At 52.9% G+C, this 17,062-nt stretch carries 14 protein-coding genes, 1 tRNA gene and 1 other RNA gene; 7 read left to right on the top strand and 9 right to left on the bottom strand.

Going from position 1 to position 17,062, the window contains the following annotated elements; genetic code table 11:
* Positions 1 to 77: 77 nt before the first annotated feature.
* From ACT3TC_RS07970 to ACT3TC_RS07955, 4 genes are all read right to left on the bottom strand, one after another.
* On the bottom strand, positions 78 to 1,424 hold the full coding sequence (locus ACT3TC_RS07970; RefSeq protein WP_192526485.1) for a Na+/H+ antiporter family protein: 1,347 nt from the start codon (positions 1,422 to 1,424) through the stop codon (positions 78 to 80).
* A 293-nt stretch (positions 1,425 to 1,717) separates the two neighbouring features.
* Complete coding sequence (locus ACT3TC_RS07965) at positions 1,718 to 2,635, bottom strand: metal ABC transporter permease (protein WP_172116766.1); 918 nt, start codon at positions 2,633 to 2,635, stop codon at positions 1,718 to 1,720.
* Between the two features lie 23 nt (positions 2,636 to 2,658).
* Positions 2,659 to 3,486: a metal ABC transporter ATP-binding protein gene (locus tag ACT3TC_RS07960; protein ID WP_444639674.1), complete on the bottom strand. Its 828-nt coding sequence runs from the start codon at positions 3,484 to 3,486 to the stop codon at positions 2,659 to 2,661.
* A 6-nt stretch (positions 3,487 to 3,492) separates the two neighbouring features.
* Entirely contained in the window at positions 3,493 to 4,410 is a 918-nt protein-coding gene (locus tag ACT3TC_RS07955) for a metal ABC transporter substrate-binding protein (RefSeq protein ID WP_444639673.1), read from the bottom strand.
* A 198-nt stretch (positions 4,411 to 4,608) separates the two neighbouring features.
* Between ACT3TC_RS07955 and mntR the strand changes: the two genes are divergently transcribed.
* Complete coding sequence (mntR, locus tag ACT3TC_RS07950) at positions 4,609 to 5,058, top strand: manganese-binding transcriptional regulator MntR (RefSeq protein WP_226911993.1); 450 nt, start codon at positions 4,609 to 4,611, stop codon at positions 5,056 to 5,058.
* A 34-nt stretch (positions 5,059 to 5,092) separates the two neighbouring features.
* On the opposite strand, the gene ACT3TC_RS07945 is transcribed toward mntR, so the two are convergent.
* The gene (locus tag ACT3TC_RS07945; protein ID WP_444639672.1) at positions 5,093 to 5,524 is read right to left on the bottom strand and encodes a DUF488 domain-containing protein; all 432 of its coding nucleotides are present in this window, start codon (positions 5,522 to 5,524) and stop codon (positions 5,093 to 5,095) included.
* 234 nt (positions 5,525 to 5,758) lie between these two features.
* Between ACT3TC_RS07945 and ACT3TC_RS07940 the strand changes: the two genes are divergently transcribed.
* The 3 genes from ACT3TC_RS07940 (at position 5,759) to betC (ending at position 8,953) form a co-directional block, all read left to right on the top strand.
* Entirely contained in the window at positions 5,759 to 6,205 is a 447-nt protein-coding gene (locus tag ACT3TC_RS07940) for an Rrf2 family transcriptional regulator (protein ID WP_444630605.1), read from the top strand.
* A gap of 168 nt (positions 6,206 to 6,373) precedes the next feature.
* Positions 6,374 to 7,117 carry a Crp/Fnr family transcriptional regulator gene (locus tag ACT3TC_RS07935; protein WP_193054374.1) on the top strand — a complete coding sequence of 248 codons (744 nt, stop codon included), beginning with the start codon at positions 6,374 to 6,376 and terminating at the stop codon, positions 7,115 to 7,117.
* Positions 7,118 to 7,438: 321 nt separating this feature from the next.
* Entirely contained in the window at positions 7,439 to 8,953 is a 1,515-nt protein-coding gene (gene betC, locus ACT3TC_RS07930; protein ID WP_444639671.1) for a choline-sulfatase, read from the top strand.
* Between the two features lie 160 nt (positions 8,954 to 9,113).
* Here betC and ACT3TC_RS07925 read toward each other — a convergent pair whose 3' ends face one another.
* The 4 genes from ACT3TC_RS07925 to ACT3TC_RS07910 all read right to left on the bottom strand — a co-directional run bounded on the left by ACT3TC_RS07925 (position 9,114) and on the right by ACT3TC_RS07910 (position 12,815).
* On the bottom strand, positions 9,114 to 10,763 hold the full coding sequence (locus ACT3TC_RS07925; RefSeq protein WP_444630607.1) for a BCCT family transporter: 1,650 nt from the start codon (positions 10,761 to 10,763) through the stop codon (positions 9,114 to 9,116).
* 804 nt (positions 10,764 to 11,567) lie between these two features.
* An RNA gene (gene ffs / locus ACT3TC_RS07920) (signal recognition particle sRNA small type) lies at positions 11,568 to 11,664 on the bottom strand.
* Between the two features lie 50 nt (positions 11,665 to 11,714).
* Positions 11,715 to 11,791: transfer RNA gene (locus ACT3TC_RS07915), tRNA-Met, on the bottom strand.
* Positions 11,792 to 11,882: 91 nt separating this feature from the next.
* Positions 11,883 to 12,815: a choline ABC transporter substrate-binding protein gene (locus ACT3TC_RS07910; RefSeq protein ID WP_444639670.1), complete on the bottom strand. Its 933-nt coding sequence runs from the start codon at positions 12,813 to 12,815 to the stop codon at positions 11,883 to 11,885.
* 176 nt (positions 12,816 to 12,991) lie between these two features.
* On the opposite strand from ACT3TC_RS07910, the gene betI reads away from it, so the two are divergent.
* The 3 genes from betI to betA are packed head-to-tail and all read left to right on the top strand — an operon-like array spanning position 12,992 to position 16,817.
* Positions 12,992 to 13,606 carry a transcriptional regulator BetI gene (betI, locus tag ACT3TC_RS07905; protein WP_193054377.1) on the top strand — a complete coding sequence of 205 codons (615 nt, stop codon included), beginning with the start codon at positions 12,992 to 12,994 and terminating at the stop codon, positions 13,604 to 13,606.
* Positions 13,607 to 13,625: 19 nt separating this feature from the next.
* Positions 13,626 to 15,095 (top strand): betaine-aldehyde dehydrogenase, encoded by a 1,470-nt coding sequence (betB, locus tag ACT3TC_RS07900; RefSeq protein ID WP_444639669.1) that lies wholly within the window; start codon positions 13,626 to 13,628, stop codon positions 15,093 to 15,095.
* Positions 15,096 to 15,143: 48 nt separating this feature from the next.
* Positions 15,144 to 16,817, top strand: a complete 1,674-nt coding sequence (gene betA / locus ACT3TC_RS07895; protein WP_444639668.1) for a choline dehydrogenase — start codon at positions 15,144 to 15,146, stop codon at positions 16,815 to 16,817.
* The last annotated feature ends 245 nt before the right edge of the window (positions 16,818 to 17,062 follow it).

Raw genomic sequence — 17,062 nt, 5'->3', positions numbered from 1 at the left:
AGGGCAGCCATTGGCTGCCCTTGTTGTGACTGCGATTACCGTTTTGAGTGCTTAATGGTTGCTGCCCTATAACACTATTAAAGCGTCATGGCCGCCAGCCAACCAAAGGCGATTAATGGCAGGTTGTAATGCAAAAATGTCGGTACAACGCTATCCCAAATGTGGTCGTGTTGCCCGTCCACGTTTAGGCCTGAGGTTGGCCCTAACGTCGAGTCAGATGCTGGTGAACCTGCATCACCCAATGCCGCCGCCGTACCCACCAGCGCCACCGTTGCCATGGGGGAAAAGCCAAACTGTATCGCCAAGGGTACAAAGATCGCGGCAATAATCGGAATCGTCGAGAATGATGATCCAATGCCCAGGGTAATAAAAAGCCCTACCAGCAACATCACTAACGCTGCGACACCTCGGTTATCACCAAAGATATCAAAAGCCCCCGTCACTAACGTATCGATCTCACCCGTGGATTTCATCACTTCGGCAAAACCTGACGCAGAGATCATGATAAAACCGATCAGCGCCATCATCCGCATGCCGCTGGTAAACAGGTCATCAGCTTCACGCCACTTAAAAATGCCGCCTAAGGAGAGCAAGCCAATCCCGACCAGGCCACCCAAAATCATCGACCCGCTATAAAGCTGCAAGCCAAGCGCTGCCACAATGGCAACACCAGACATTACCAACCCCAAGAGGTGAGGCTCAGCCGGTGTAGAATCCTGCTGATAAGGAGCCGCCGCCAACTCTTTATCCGCATATTCGCGATTACCGCGGTAGCTAAAGAACAGCGCCACTAATAAGCCAATGGCCATACCCCCAACAGGAATGGCCATCGCCATCGGCACCATGCCACGCGTAATCTCCAAGCCAAATGGCGTACCGGCGCTGTTTAAGTTAGCCAACAAAATATCGTTCAAGAAAATTGCGCCGAACCCAACGGGCAATAACATGTAAGGCGCGGTTAGGCCGAACGTTAATGCACAGGCTACCGCTCGACGATCCAACTTCAGACGATTCATAAGGGTAAGCAGTGGAGGAATCAGCACCGGAATAAACGCGATATGCACCGGAATCACGTTTTGCGATGCAATAGCCACTAACAATATAGCGGTGAGCAGCAGCGTTTTCACACGAGCCTGACGCGCGGCCGTTGCCTCCTTGCCCAGCATGGCAATCAATCGGTTCGCCAGCATATCGGGCAAGCCAGAACGCGAGATGGCAACCGCAAACGCACCGAGCGTTGCATAGGCCAGCGCTACTTGCGCTCCCCCGCCAACGCCGTTGTTGAAGGCCTCTAACGTTTGGTCAAGCGTAAGCCCACCCACCAGGCCACCCACCAGCGCACCTACAACCAATGCAAAAACAACTGAGACACGCACAAGAGACAGCACTACCATGACAAGCACGGCAAGAATAACTGCATTCATGAAGATTTCCAGACCGATGACAAGGTGATTAGGACGTGTACGAAAAACAAGCGAATGCCGGATGGCACACTCAAGAGCCACCATTTCGTACACAGCCTAATATCGAAGGGTGCAAATTTTAGCAGATAGCGCGCTTACAAAAAGCATCCATCAGTTATTTCTCTGCTGTTGCTAATGTTTTGGCATATAGAGGCATCTCTGTACGTTTGCTAGCCCCGCTAATGGCGTCACTGGCCGTACTGCTTTTTAGCCAACTCATGGCGGACTCGGGTGCTCTGTTCGTAAACGAGCCGTTATCCCATCTTCCAATGACGCCACTGGCGCGGCACGATACCCTGCTTGGGCGAAAAGAGCAGCGCTAAAACAAAGAAAGCGAAAGCCACTAGTACGATTGAGCCACCCGATGCCACGTTAAATACTACCGAAAGCCAAAGCCCAATAACCGCAGACAATATGCCAATAGATACTGAAATCAACAGCATTATCGTGAAGCGGTCTGTCAGCAGATGTGCTGTCGCACCTGGCGTGATTAACATGGCAACGACCAATATGATGCCGACAGTCTCAAGGCTTGCAACAATCGTCAGCGTCAGCAAAAGAATGAGGCCATAGTGAATAATCTGCGTATTAAAGCCCAATGCTTGTGCCTGCTGAGGGTCGAAGGCATAGAGCAACAAGGGCCGATAAGCGAGCCATACCGTTAAAATGGCAATGATGCTGGCAACAAAGGTCAGCATTAATGCTGAGTGTTTAACACCCAGTACATTGCCAAACAGAATGTGCATCAGATGGGTACTGGAAGCCAATTTACTGATAATGACCACACCAAGGGCGAAGGAGGCGGTAAACATCAGTCCCATCGCGGCATCTGCTTTAATTCGTGTGTTCCTTTCAATCGCCCCGATGCCTACCGAGGTCAGCGCCCCGGTAATAAACGCCCCTACAAAGAAGGGCCAGCCAAGCAAATACGCAATGGCTACCCCCGGCAGCACAGCGTGAGAAATCGCATCCCCCAGCAGCGACCAGCGCTTTAGCACGACATAACAGGAAAGCATCCCACAAATAGCGCCTACCAGCACCGAGGTGAGTAGCGCTCTTTGCATAAATGCATACTGAAAGGCGTCAGAAACGCTGTCAGGTAGCAGGTTAACTACCACCATTAACGCTGCGATTAAGCCGTTTACCAGTGCATCGCTAAACGTTTCAATCATTAATATGCTGTCAACCACGTAACTTACCCCTGCCCAGAACTATTGGAAGCCACTGGCATCGTTTGGCGATCATTGACCGTTTGCTCAATTGAACTCACTGCAAGTTCGGCCAGTTTTGTTTCGCTTAGCATCTCTTCAGGCGTACCGGTACCCCGCACAAAGCGATTAATCAGCACGACGTGATCCACATAGCGGCGAGCACCGGGCATATCATGTGTGACCATAATCACGGTTCTACCCGCTTCACGCTCGCGACGAAGTACTGACAAGATGAGCTTCTCGCTGGGCGGGTCAACGCCAGCCAGTGGCTCATCTAACAACAAAATGCTGGCCTGCTGCGCTAGCGCGCGTGCTAGCAACACACGTTTTTTTTGACCACCGGAAAGAGCGCCAATAGGTCGGTCAGCCAGGTCGAGCATATTGACTGCCACCAAAGCATCATGCACCGCTTCGCTATGTCGAGCGTGATGCCAGCGCGCAGGCAATAAGCGGCGCCATAACGCATCGCTGCGCATGTGTCCGTAGCGCCCACCCATGACGGTGTCCCATACCGAGACAGGGAAATCCCACTCAATCGCCTCGCGCTGAGCCATATACGCGATACGCCCCGCCCGACGATGCTTTGCTATGGGCTCGTCAAAGGCTTTTACGCTGCCTTGCAGCGGCTTCATGCTGCCGGTCAACACATGAAAAAGTGTCGATTTTCCCGCACCGTTAGGTCCGACAATGGCCGTCCATTTCCCAGCGGGAAATGTGAGGTGTATATCTTCCAGCACGGTTTGGCGCTGATAAGCAGCGTACAGCCCGGTTATTTCAATGGCGGCCATCGTGCTCGGTAAACTGGTTGTCATGGTGCACTACTCAACGGCTAAATACTGGCGCAGCATATCGGCGTTATGCCTCAACATGGCAAAATAGTCTCCCGCCTCGCCCTCTGGCTCGCTTAACGAGTCCACGTATAAAGGACCCGCGGTGGGAATTCCCGTATCTCTGGAAAGGCTACTAACGTAACGATCCGATGTTGTGCTTTCCCAAAAAAGCGCTGCAGGCTGGCGTGCGTTAATCAAGTCAATGATGCGCATTAACTGCTGCGGCGAGCCTTCCGTTTCGGCGTTATTCCCCCAGATACCGTCATGTTCAAAGCCATAAGTATCAGAGAAATACAAAAATGCTGCTTCGCTTGAGAGCAAAACACGACGCTCTTCCGGAATATCGCTTAGCGTCTGTTGAAGCTCCAAGTGAAGGTCTTGAAGTTCTGTCACGACGTTATCGGCACGCGCCTGAATATCCTCTGCCTGCTCTGGCAGAAGGTCTTCCAACTCATTCGCTATCACGTGAACATAGGCCATTGCCGCACGCGGGTCTGTCCACAAATGTGGGTCGACATCGCCCTGCATATCGCCAATCATAATATGTTGAGTGGGGTGTTCAGACGCTTCGGCAACGGCGACCAAGGGCACATCGCCTTGGGTAGTCGCTTCCACCTGGTGCATCCACTGCTCTAGCTGATAGCCGTTATAAAAAACAATATCGGCTTCTTCCAGAGCGGCAAAATTATTGGGTGTTAATTCCCACTCGTGCACCTCTGCATTAACAGGGCTCAGCACTGATACGTTGGCGTCGTCTCCTGCCACGCGGGCCACCAAATCGCCCAATACCGTAAACGTCGCCACAACATTAATCGGCGGCGATAGCGTCTGGGCACTGGCCGTCGTAACGCTGCCCGCCGTCGCAAGCAACAAACTTATTATCAAGCATGTTTTTCGTTGGCTCATGGACGTCCCCCGTTGTAAATTTGGTTTGCGCTAATTACAACTTTAGCTCAACAAAAAAGCATTGTGCAAATAGTTTAGCCTTGGCTAACAATTATTCTACAATATGCGCTACCATGATCCATTAGAGTTTTCCATTCACCTCGATATAGTCTGCCAATGAGTGATAACGATCAGCCGCTTCCCCATAACGCCAAATGTATGAGTAAAAGTTACTGCAATGACGCATTGCCGCCCATTGAAGAGCACACACGGCAATATGAAACCGTGCGCAATGCGCATGAAACCGAGCTAATCGAAGATTACGTTGAGCTGATCGGCGACCTGATTCGCCATCGGGGAGAAGCGCGCGCCGCCGACATCGCCAGCCGCATGGGGGTGAGTCAAGCGACCGTATCCAAGATGATCCGCCGCTTAAATGAGCTGGGACTGGTCACCAGTAAGCCTTACCGCTCCCTGTTTCTAACAGCGGAAGGCCAAAAAATGGCAGAAACATCCCGGGCACGGCACGATATAGTGCTACATTTTTTACGCGCGCTGGGCGTTAATGATCATACCGCACGCATTGATGCTGAAGGCATGGAGCATCATGTCAGCAATGAAACTCTGGCGATTATGCAGCACTTTATTGACGAACAAACAACGCGTTAATCACGACCGACAGCCTAGTGATTAACATCCCTCGCTACTCACTATCCTGAGAAGTGCTATTTAAGTAACACGGTGAGGACGTTAACTCTTGGTCTGCTCGGTCTTCTATATCCAGCGCGTCCAGCACCGCTTCACGCAGAATGGGCAAATGTGAATGGTCCAACTGACGTGAAGCCGTTAATAACGTCAGCTTACCTTGCCTGGCATAACGCATCAGCGGTAGTAACGCTTCATCCGACTCCTTTAATTCCAAACGGTAGCGGGTCTGAAAGGAAGCCTCACTAATTTTGTCCTGGTGGTAGTCACGCCTTAGAGATGATGAAGGCGCGGCATCGCGATACCATTCCGTTAGCGCCAGCGAAGCACGCTCTTTTCCACGTGGCCATAAACGGTCAACCAGGACGCGTGCTCCCTCGTCGTCTTCAAACGCTGAATAGACGCGCTTAAGCACTATTTCGTAGTTCATATGACCTCCCTGATCCGTTTTTTAACAACACCCCATTCACCCCACCCATGCTATACAGGCTACCAGGCAATTACTCTGCCCCATGTTAACGACATTAACGATGAGCAAAAATGATTAATAGCGCTCATTTTCTATCATAAACACCTTCCTTTTATTATCACGGCCCCTAGCCGAATATTCCCCATCCTTTTTAAACCCCGTACAATGCGGTGTTTGGTCCACACTTGGCAAACCATGCACCTAACCCGCTTCACGGATTACTCTATTCGCGTTTTGATTTACCTGGCAGCCAAGGGAGAAGAGCGCGCAACAATCACGGAAATTGCCGAGACATTCTCGATCTCGCGCAATCACTTGATGAAAATTGTCCAGGAACTACATCAAAAAGAGTACCTCAAAGCCATCCGTGGCAAGCATGGCGGGCTTTGGCTAAACCGGGCGCCCGAACACATTCGGTTAGGGGCGTTGGTGAGAGATACCGAGCAGGAAATGGCGCTCGTCGAGTGCTTTCGAGACGATAGCGCCTGCGTCATTACCCCCGCATGCCGCTTAAAGCCTATCCTTAACGATGCACTAGACGCCTTTTTGGGCGTTCTGGATCAATATACACTGGCCGATTTGCTGCAGGGCCAACACACCAGCCTAGCGTCACTGATGAAAATACCTGCCAAAGAACTTTAATTTTTTTTAAAGTCTCCTTCCAAATAAATAAAATCCAATACGATAAATCGCGTAACCTGGCTATTTCACCTCACGTGGAGCATGCTTGAGACTGGCATTACCAAACCACATAGTGCGCAGAAAATGTTGCATCAGGCTTCATTATTTCTGCAAACCTCGGAGCCAAACATGACCACAGCGCCCTTCTCGCCCAATCACATCATGATCCGCAAATTAGAAAATATTTTCGCGCTTACCAGTGAAGAGAAGCAGGCACTGATGGGGTTACCGATTCACACAAAAGAAATCAAGAGCAATCAAGACATTGTTAAAGTGGGCGATCAGCCAAACCAGTGCTGCTTGATGGTTGAGGGCTTTACCTGCGTCAACAAAGTATCCATTGAAGGCAAGCGCCAGATCATGGCCCTGCATGTTCCTGGCGACATCCCCGACCTGCAAAGCCTTCACTTGAGAGTAATAGATATTAATATTGCCTCTATCAGCCCCTGCAAGCTCGGCTTCATTCAGCATAAAGATCTGCATCAACTCTGTGAGCGCTATCCCAGGCTTGTCGCTGCCTTTTGGCGCGAGACACTTGTCTACGCCTCTATTTTCCGTGAATGGCTGTTAAATATTGGACAACGCGAGGCTTACTCCCGCATCGCGCATATTATCTGCGAACTCATGGTGCGCCTAAAGACAGTCGGCTTGACTGAGGGGAACACGTTCTATATGCCAACGACCCAAGCAGAAATAGCAGATGCGACAGGGATGACGCCCGTCCACGTAAACCGCGTTTTTCAGGCACTACGCGCAGATGGCTTGATCATCACCGAAAGAAGCCGGATGACCATACCGGACTGGGACAAGCTGCAGCAAGCTGGCGAGTTCGACCCACTCTACCTTCACCTTAAAAACGATGGAAACACATAGCGCTCAGCCTCCAACCGGCAGGTAGGCCGTATGATTATCACACAGCAGTAGCATTAATATAGGGCACAGTAGAACCAAGTTGATGGCGCCTCAAACGTTAATATCCACCGCAAGACCGAGTGTTAATCCGCATGCTTAATTAATGGCGGTAACAGACACTATCCACTAAATCGTTGTTTATACCTAAGGCCAATGTGAGTTTGGGCTTAGGGGGCAAATAAATCATTGGTTTACTACTTCCTGGCACGTCATTGTAAGGGATTGAAGTCGCGCCTATTGGCAGCTTCGAATATCAACAATACTCGCCAGGGAGATTTCTATATGGCTAGACCTAATGTACTGGTGTTAATGGCCGACCAACTCAACGGTACACTGTTCAAGGATGGCCCCGCCGATTTCTTGCATGCGCCTAACCTCAAGAAACTGGCCAAACGCTCGGTCAATTTCAACAATGCCTATACACCTAGCTATCTTTGCGCACCGGGGCGGGCCGCCTTCATGTCGAGCCAGTTGCCGAGCCGCACCGGGGTATATGACAACGCAGCGGAATTTCCTTCAAGCGTGCCGACATGGGCGCATCATTTGCGTCGCGCAGGTTATTCCACCTGCTTGTCAGGAAAGATGCACTTCGTCGGCCCAGATCAGCTCCACGGTTTCGAGAAACGCTTAACCACCGATGTCTACCCGGCTGATTTCGGCTGGACACCTGACTACACCAAGCCCGGGGAACGTATCGACTGGTGGTACCACAACCTGGGGTCGGTGACAGGCGCTGGCGTTGCTGAAATTTCCAATCAGATGGAATACGACGACGAAGTCGCGTTTCACGCCGAGCAGCGGCTATATGACCTGTCGCGCGGTCACGACGAGCGGCCTTGGGCGCTGTGCGTCAGTTTCACTCACCCGCACGACCCCTATGTAGCACGTCGCCAATACTGGGATTTATATAACGACTGCGAGTATCTTGAGCCCCAGCAAGGGCCCATACCCTTCGATGAGCTGGATCCGCACTCCCAGCGAATTTTCGAAGCCAACGATTACACCAAGTTCAATATCCAGCCCCAGGACGTGCGCAACGCTCGCCAGGGCTATTTCGCCAACATCTCCTATGTCGACGATAAGATCGGCGGCATTCTAGACGTGCTCGAACGCACCCGCATGCTCGACAACACGATTATCGTGGTCTGTGCTGATCACGGCGATATGCTTGGCGAAAAGGGCCTGTGGTTCAAGATGAGTCCCTATGAAGGCTCGTCGCGGGTACCGCTGATGCTGTCTGCACCGGGGATCGAACCGCGCAACGTTGAGGATCCGGTATCGATCATCGATATCAATACCACCATTGCCGACCTGGTCGGCATCGACCTTTCCTCGATCGCGCCCTATACCGATGGCCAGTCGCTGCTCCCCTTGACCAGAGGCGAGAAGCGCGACGCGCCGGTGTACATGGAATACGCCGCCGAGGCCAGTTATTCGCCAATTGTGACCATCCGCGAGGGCAAGTGGAAATTCAACTATTGCGAGATTGACCCACCGCAGCTATTCGACTTGGAGGCCGACCCGCTGGAGCAGTACAATCTGGCGGTGCATCCCGACTACGCCGAGGTGGTAGCCGACTATCAGGCCAAGGTACACAAGCAGTGGGACATGAAAGCCTTCGATGCCGACGTGCGCGCCTCCCAGGCACAGCGTCTGATCGTCTACGAAGCCCTGCGTAATGGCCACTACTATCCGTGGGACTATCAGCCGCTGCAGGACGCTTGCGAGCGTTACATGCGTAACCACATGGATCTGAACGAAGTCGAAGAAGCCCAGCGCTACCCTCGCGGCGAGTAAGCTCATGGCGACTCACCTCATCTGAGCTGAATCGGGTTTTCGGGGGGATTACACAAGCAACGCGGACGCCCGTACCTGTTGGGGTACAGGCGTTTTTGTTTCGTGCGGGACAGTAAAACTTCTCTTTGGCGGACATCGCGTCCGGCAAAGGGACTTCACGTCACTTTCCGTTGCGCATGCGGCGCAGCTCGCCGTTCAGCGCTCGGATGATGCAGTAGCACATCAGCAGCATCAAGATGGAAAATGGGATAGCCGTCGCCGTGACACCCGCTTGAAGCGCCGACAACCCACCACCGATCAGTAACACGATGGCAATCAACCCCTCTACCGTCGCCCAGAACATACGCTGAGGCCGAGGCGCTTCGATCTTGCCGCCGGCGGTGATGGTATCGATCACCAGAGAGCCGGAATCCGATGACGTCACGAAGAAGGTGAGCGCCAGAATGATCCCCAGGCTCGACATCAAACCCGTCAGCGGTAGCTCATTGAGCATGCCGAATAGGGCTAGTTCGGGACGGTAGCTATCGATCACGTACTCCTTGACCAGACTCGCGGCGGGATTGGTATAAAGCTGATCCAGTGCAATGCTGCCGAATACCCCCATCCAGATAAAGATAAAAAGGCTTGGCACGATCAGCACGCAGAGCAGAAATTCACGCACCGTACGACCCTTGGACACGCGCGCGACAAACATTCCGACAAAAGGCGCCCAGCTGACCCACCACGCCCAGTAAAACACCGACCAGTCTTGACGATAAGCGTCATCTTCACGGCCAAAGGGCGCCGAGAGCGGAATGAGTTCCGTCACATAATGGGTGATTCCCGTCCACATGCCGCTGATCGCCATCAGGGTCGGGCCAGCGAACAGCACAAAGAAGAAGAACATCACGGCCGCGATCATGTTGATCTCGGAGAGTCGCTTTACGCCCCCCTCCAGGCCACGCCACACCGATACCAGCGCCACCGCAGTGACAAGCGCAATGATGATGACCTGTGTCGTGGTATTGATGGCCATACCGAACACAAAATTCAGTCCCGCGTTGGCCTGCTGCGCGCCCAGGCCCAGTGCCGTGGCCAAGCCGAACAGGGTGGAAAACACCGCCAGGATATCGATCCAGTGCCCCCACCAGCCCCATACGCGATCCCCCAGGATAGGAAAGAAGATCGAGCGAATAGAAAACGGCAGTTTCTTGTTATAGCTGAAGATCGCGAGGGCAAGCGCCATCACCGCGTATACGGCCCAGCCGTGCAGTCCCCAGTGCAGAAACGTCCCCGCCAGCCCCATGGCCGAGGCTTCGTCAACCGCGGCCATATTTAGCGCACCGTCGGCACCAAAGGGCGAAGGAGTGCCTAAGGGCGAAGACACATTTGCATGATAAACCGGTTCCAGCACGCTGAAGAACAGCAAGGCGATCCCGATACCCGCCGTGAACAACAAAGCGAACCACGACAGGTAGCTGTGTTCCGGCCGAGCATCCGGGCCGCCTAGCCTCACTTTGCCATGGGGAAGCACGATCAGCGCCAGACAGAAGACAATGAAAAAATCCACCAGAATCATGAAGTACCAGTCCAGCGTGCGCGTCGAGAAGCCAACGATAGATTGGAACAGCTCCCCTGCCTGCGCCGGGAACATCAGGGTCAACACAATGAAAATCAACGAGGCGAGTGCGGACAGGACAAAGACGCGGTTATGAATGTCAAAACCGATGGGCCCCATACTTCCCTGGATGTTGTCCTGCCCTACAACATAATCCGTCTGCATGTCGCTGTCGTCGTACGTCGACGAGGCCCGTTTATTTAATAAGCCCATACGCTGTATCTCCTTATTGTAGTGATTGATTTATCATTGTTCTCGCTTGGGCACTGAAGACTGGCTGCAAAGCGAAATGGCTTGCTGCTCGAAGCGTTGTTATGTAGAAAAACGTCATGCAGGAAAACCCTGGCAATGCCTCTCATGAAGTAATGCACCCAGGCAGCTAGCCTCTGCCGGCGCTCCCGGGGGATTCCCCTCACTCTTATGCTCTAGCACCCCTCTCACCGAGACAACGGCTACGAATAGTCAGTTGACCTGAGTGGCGCGCCAGGAGGCTGGCTTATCTCTAACTGGGGTGCTTTCATGCAGAAACCTCTCAGGCAGGGGCTGCCAATGCTAAAACAATTCATCTAGTCGTCGTGAGTCCATGCACAATGACGTGCTTGTCGCTAACAGACCAATGATTTATTCGCTACCTGAGCCCAAGCACACATTGGCCTTAGGCATCACCGCTACTGAGTTCTTCAAAGCCTTGGATGGATATAAGAAAATGCATGCCATCGCATAAGATAAAGGCGCTACTCGCTTAGTTGCTTAATCGCCATGTTCCCAGTAGTCATAGCACGCGTGCTGATCACAACCCGTCAAGGAAGACTCAACAATGCGAGTACAGCTTGTTTTAAAACTAGCAAATTTGTAGAGGTTTTTTACACGAGGGTGACGGAGCTTGCGCTAAACATGACAACACCCCATTTCGTAGGATTACTACAAAAACAGGTTATGTCACGATAAGCCGCAAATTATGTCATTTTGGCTGGAATTTATGTCACAACAGGCTGGAAACGACAGAAATGGAGGCGGCCCCAAAAGCCACATCCCGGCACACGCAGCCACCACTACCGTTGCTCCCTTCCGGGCCTGGCGGGGTTTGCAGTTTAGCGTTGCGGGAGGACCTAAGGGGCCACCATAGCAATACACTTGGATATCCGTGTACTGCGGCGCTGATTTTGGTGGCTACGCCCTGATTTGAACAGGGGACCCCATCATTATGAGTGATGTGCTCTAACCAGCTGAGCTACGTAGCCTTTCCGACATCAGCGGGTGCAGATTATGCCTATTCTCGAAACAAAAGGCAAGCCGAAAACAGGCCTACCTTTCAATGAGACAATGACAAATTTACAGAGCGGCCTGAACTGCTGGCAGTGCAGGCTCACCATCCCGGGTTGTCACACCCTCAAGCCACGCGGCTAATAAATCGTCGTGCTCTTTTAAATAACGATTGGCGGCAACGCGAGGGCCGACACCCTCATTCATAATGGCGCCCATTAACTGGTTTTCCATTTCCAGCGTAAACGTCATATTACCAAGTAACGTACCCACGTTCGGGCACGCTTCGACAAACCCGGCGCGCGTATTGGTGTGCACCGTGGCGCCACCCAAATCAGGCCCAAAGTAATCATCCGCATCGGATAAGTAGGCCATATCAAAGTTGGTATTCATGGGATGCGGCTCCCACCCCAGAAAGACCATCCACTCTTCATTGGGGGCGCGTGTTGTCAATTCTGAAAGCATGCCAGCTTCACTGGAATCCACCACCTGCCAATCGCCCAGGTCGTAGGCATTATCATCAATCATTTGCTGGATAAGCTCATTGCCATCGTTACCCGCCTCGATGCCATGCACGCGATGGTTAAATCGATCAGCGTGAGCCGCTAAATCATTCACAGAGGTAACACCTGCATCGTACACGTATTGCGGTACAGCCAGCGTGTATTTGGCACCTTCCAAATTGACAATTAACCGCTCAACATCGCCACTCTCAATATACGGGTCGCTGATGGACGCCATAGAGGGCATCCAGTTGCCTAGAAAAACATCAAAATCATTGTTACGCATGCCCGCATAGGCAATCGGCACTGACACCGTATCGACGGTTGGCGTATAGCCTAGCGCCTCCAGCACTTCGCTGGCCAACGCCGTCGTCGCGGTAATATCGGTCCAGCCCACCTCGGCAAAACGCACACGCGAACACTCATCGGCTTGGGCCATCATGGGCATAGCAGCCCCCAACACCAATGCGCTTAATCCCACCACCTGGACACGTTTCATTACAACTCCCCTTCTATTTTACGTAAATGGGCATGTTTATTCCTTTAACGCCAAGCGCAGCAACATGCACCAGCGTTTATTGATTGAACGTTCAATAAACAACTACTAAGATATACAGATAATCATGACTAACCGTATGTTTCAAGTTAGGCATTCAACGTCATCAGGAGACAGCTGTGCCAAAGCTGGGAATGGAACCGATACGCCGCCAGCAGTTAATCAACGCCACCATGGCGGCCATTGACGAAGTGGGGTTGGCAGAAGCAACCATTATGCGGATTGCCCGTCACGCGGGCGTCTCTGCAGGCATCATCAGTCACTACTTTGGCGGGAAAGATGGCCTTCTTGAAGCCACTATGCGCCAGATCTTGACTGACCTTAGTGACGCTATTTCTGCGCGACGCAGGGCGTTGAACGATGACTCACCTAAAGCGCACATCAGCGCGATTATCGAAGGCAACTTCGATCGCACTCAAGTGACCGGCCCAGCGGCTAAAACATGGCTTGCCTTTTGGGCCAGCAGCATGCACAAGCCGATGCTTCAGCGCCTGCAAAATGTGAACGATAGACGCCTTTACGCCAATTTATGTTGTCAGTTTCGACGCGTGCTCCCCCACGTTGAGGCACGCAATGCGGCCCGTGGGTTGGCCGCCATGATTGATGGTTTATGGCTACGCGGTGCATTAACACCCGAAGGGCTTGATGCCGACAAAGCCCGCCATCTAGCGCTCCACTATCTTGATCAACTCTTGGCCCATCACAAATATCAACACTCAGCACCCGCTCATTAAGGTTATAAAGGAGATCAACATGTCCGCTCAAGATGTACAGCCTCTCTATATTGATGGTCGCCCGGTCGCTGCCACGTCAGGTACTACTTTTACCGTTACTAACCCATTTGATGGCAGCCTGCTTGCGACACTTGGCCAAGCAAGCCAACAGGACGTTGACGCAGCCGTTGAAGCGGCCCAGCGTGGCCAGCGCGAATGGGCTGCCATGACCGGCATGGAGCGCGCCCGTATTATGCAGCGCGCGGTTGCGTTGCTGCGTGAGCGCAATGACGAGCTGGCAGCGCTCGAGACCCGCAACACCGGTAAGCCGATTAGCGAAACAGCAAGTGTCGACATCGTGACGGGCGCTGATGCGATTGAGTACTTCGCAGGGCTGGCCCCCGCTATTCAAGGTAGCCAAATTCCACTGCGCGAAAGCTCCTTTGTGTATACCCGCCGCGAGCCGCTGGGCGTCATTGGCGCCATCGGCGCGTGGAACTACCCCCTTCAAATCGCCTGCTGGAAAGCCGCGCCAGCGCTGGCGGCAGGTAATGCCGTTGTCTTTAAACCCAGTGAAGTGACACCGCTGAGCGCAATTAAACTGGCTGAGATATTTACCGAAGCTGGCCTGCCAGACGGTGTTTTCAACGTGGTGCAAGGCGATGGCGACGTAGGCGCGATGCTGACGGCACACCCGAGCATTGCCAAAGTGTCGTTTACCGGTGAAGCAGGTACCGGCAAAAAAGTGATGGCCGCAGCCGCTAGCTCATCGCTTAAAGACGTCACGATGGAACTGGGTGGAAAATCACCGCTGATCATCTTTGCCGATGCGGACCTGGACCGCGCCGCCGATGCGGCCATGATGGCCAATTTCTACTCCAGTGGCCAAGTTTGCACCAACGGTACGCGGGTGTTTATCGAACGCAGTGTGAAAGACGCATTTGAAGCCAAGCTGGTGGAGCGTGTTAAGCGCATCAAAGCAGGCGACCCTATGGACCCTGGCGTTAATTTTGGTCCTCTGGTCAGTTTTGAGCACCAGGCAAAGGTGCTTTCCTATATTGCCTTGGGTAAACAGCAAGGCGCCCGCCTGCTGGTGGGGGGTGATGAGTGGAAAAGCGGCGACTGGGCCAACGGCGCTTGGGCAGCACCTACCGTATTTACCGATTGCACAGATGATATGCGCATTGTGCAGGAAGAAATTTTCGGCCCGGTGATGTCGGTGCTGGCCTTTGATGATGAAGCTGACGTCATTCGTCGCGCCAACGACACCCGGTATGGCTTGGCAGCCGGCGTATTTAGCGAAAGCTTAAACCGCGCACATCGCGTTATTCATCAGTTGGAAGCGGGTATTTGCTGGATGAATACGTGGGGTGAATCGCCTTCTGAAATGCCGGTTGGCGGTTATAAAGAGTCGGGTATTGGCCGTGAAAATGGTATCGATACGCTTAACCACTATACCCAAACCAAGTCGGTACAAATCGAGATGGGCCCCTTTGAGTCGGTGTTTTAAAGCGAAACAGCAAACACGCCAGCTATTCTACTCTCTCAAGGTGTAACTATGCCGCAACCGCATGAATTTGATTACATTATTATCGGCGCGGGCTCAGCGGGAAGCGTGCTGGCTATGCGTTTAACGGAAGACAGCGACGTCCGCGTTCTCTTGTTAGAGGCCGGCGGGCCGGATTACCGGCTTGATTTCCGTACCCAAATGCCAGCAGCCCTCGCCTTTCCACTTCAGGGAAAGCGTTACAACTGGGCATTTGAAACGGACCCGGAACCGCATATGGATGGCCGCCGCATGGAGTGCGGGCGCGGGAAAGGGTTGGGCGGTTCTTCGTTGATTAATGGCATGTGCTATATCCGCGGCAATGCACTGGATTACGATAACTGGGCTCAACAGCCAGGCTTGGAAGATTGGGATTACTTAAGCTGCCTACCCTACTTTAAAAAGTCAGAAACCCGCGACACCGGGGCCAATGACTACCACGGTGGTAGCGGCCCGGTCAGCATCACTACTCCCAAAAACGGTAACAACCCGCTGTATCGCATCTTTATTGAAGCAGGCAAACAGGCAGGCTACCCGGAAACAGATGATGTTAACGGCTATCAGCAAGAAGGCTTTGGCCCCATGGACCGGTTCGTTACGCCCAAGGGGCGACGCGCCTCTACCGCCCGGGGTTACTTGGACACCGCCAAACAGCGCACCAACCTGACCATAGAAACCCACGCCGTTACCGACATCATTGAGTTTGACGGCAAGCGCGCTGTGGGTGTGCGCTACGAGCGCAAAGGGCAACAGCAGACCGCCCGCGCCAAGCGGGAAGTGCTGCTGTGTGGTGGTGCTATTGCGTCACCTCAAATTTTGCAGCGCTCGGGCATCGGCCATCCTGAAGTGCTCGAGCCGCTAGGCATCAAGACCGTTCATGCCCTGCCGGGTGTCGGCGAAAACCTGCAAGACCACTTAGAGATGTACATTCAGTACGCATGTAAAGAACCCATCTCGCTCTACCCCGCTCTAAAATGGTACAACCAGCCCATGATAGGCGCTGAGTGGCTACTCAAGGGTACGGGTATTGGCGCCAGCAACCAGTTTGAAGCGTGTGCGTTTATTCGCAGCCGTGATGAGGAAGAGTGGCCCAACCTGCAGTATCACTTTTTACCCATCGCGATTAGCTATAATGGCAAAAGCGCGGTTCAAGCGCATGGCTTTCAAGCGCACGTGGGCTCGATGCGCTCCAAAAGCCGAGGCCGCATTCGGCTAGCCTCAAAAGACCCGCACGCGGCACCCAGTATTTTGTTCAACTACATGTCGCATGAAAAAGATTGGGAAGAGTTCCGTGATGCCATTCGCTTAACGCGCAACATTATCGAACAACCCGCATTCGATAAGTACCGAGGCCGTGAAATTTCCCTAGGGCCTGATGTACAAAGCGATGAAGCGCTGGATCAGTTTATTAAGGCAAACGCGGAAACGGCGTATCACCCCTGTGGCAGTTGCCGTATGGGAGACGATACGCTGGCCGTGACAGATGGCCAGGGTCGCGTTCATGGCGTAGAAGGTTTAAGGGTGGTTGACGCCTCACTGTTCCCTCTAATTCCTACCGGCAACCTGAATGCACCAACCATCATGCTGGCCGAAAAGATTGCCGACCACATTCGTGGACACGAACCGCTGCCTCGCGCGCAAGTTACCTATTTTGTAGCTAACGGCGCGCCTGCCCAACATGGGTGAATGGCGTTTTCACACGTGAATCCCCGTTCATCCAAGCGCCACGGCTAACTGCCGTGGCTTTTTTTTACTAAGCTACTATTAATAAGCAGGATAAAAAGACGTAACGACTTGCGCGGGATAGCGTACGTCTGCCAATATTCAAACATCTGTTCGAATGCCTATGGCTTGCGTTCTAATCATCACTTCAAGCGTTACACACGACGGCAAGGCTGCATTGATGGATCAGACATCAACGTTCTGAGCCA

This window comes from Halomonas sp. AOP27-A1-41 (genome assembly GCF_052378605.1).
Taxonomy (GTDB): Bacteria; Pseudomonadota; Gammaproteobacteria; order Pseudomonadales; family Halomonadaceae; genus Vreelandella; species Vreelandella citrativorans.
Note: the sequence above shows the minus strand (reverse complement) of the source record. Positions and strands in the feature narration are given on the sequence as shown.

Excerpts from the sequence above, each read along its gene's own strand:
- ACT3TC_RS07970 (WP_192526485.1), bottom strand. The coding sequence starts at position 1,424 with ATGAATGCAGTTATTCTTGCCGTGCTTGTCATGGTAGTGCTGTCTCTT.
- ACT3TC_RS07965 (WP_172116766.1), bottom strand. The coding sequence starts at position 2,635 with ATGATTGAAACGTTTAGCGATGCACTGGTAAACGGCTTAATCGCAGCG.
- ACT3TC_RS07960 (WP_444639674.1), bottom strand. The coding sequence starts at position 3,486 with ATGACAACCAGTTTACCGAGCACGATGGCCGCCATTGAAATAACCGGG.
- ACT3TC_RS07955 (WP_444639673.1), bottom strand. The coding sequence starts at position 4,410 with ATGAGCCAACGAAAAACATGCTTGATAATAAGTTTGTTGCTTGCGACG.
- mntR (WP_226911993.1), top strand. The coding sequence starts at position 4,609 with ATGAGTAAAAGTTACTGCAATGACGCATTGCCGCCCATTGAAGAGCAC.
- ACT3TC_RS07945 (WP_444639672.1), bottom strand. The coding sequence starts at position 5,524 with ATGAACTACGAAATAGTGCTTAAGCGCGTCTATTCAGCGTTTGAAGAC.
- ACT3TC_RS07940 (WP_444630605.1), top strand. The coding sequence starts at position 5,759 with ATGCACCTAACCCGCTTCACGGATTACTCTATTCGCGTTTTGATTTAC.
- ACT3TC_RS07935 (WP_193054374.1), top strand. The coding sequence starts at position 6,374 with ATGACCACAGCGCCCTTCTCGCCCAATCACATCATGATCCGCAAATTA.
- betC (WP_444639671.1), top strand. The coding sequence starts at position 7,439 with ATGGCTAGACCTAATGTACTGGTGTTAATGGCCGACCAACTCAACGGT.
- ACT3TC_RS07925 (WP_444630607.1), bottom strand. The coding sequence starts at position 10,763 with ATGGGCTTATTAAATAAACGGGCCTCGTCGACGTACGACGACAGCGAC.
- ACT3TC_RS07910 (WP_444639670.1), bottom strand. The coding sequence starts at position 12,815 with ATGAAACGTGTCCAGGTGGTGGGATTAAGCGCATTGGTGTTGGGGGCT.
- betB (WP_444639669.1), top strand. The coding sequence starts at position 13,626 with ATGTCCGCTCAAGATGTACAGCCTCTCTATATTGATGGTCGCCCGGTC.
- betA (WP_444639668.1), top strand. The coding sequence starts at position 15,144 with ATGCCGCAACCGCATGAATTTGATTACATTATTATCGGCGCGGGCTCA.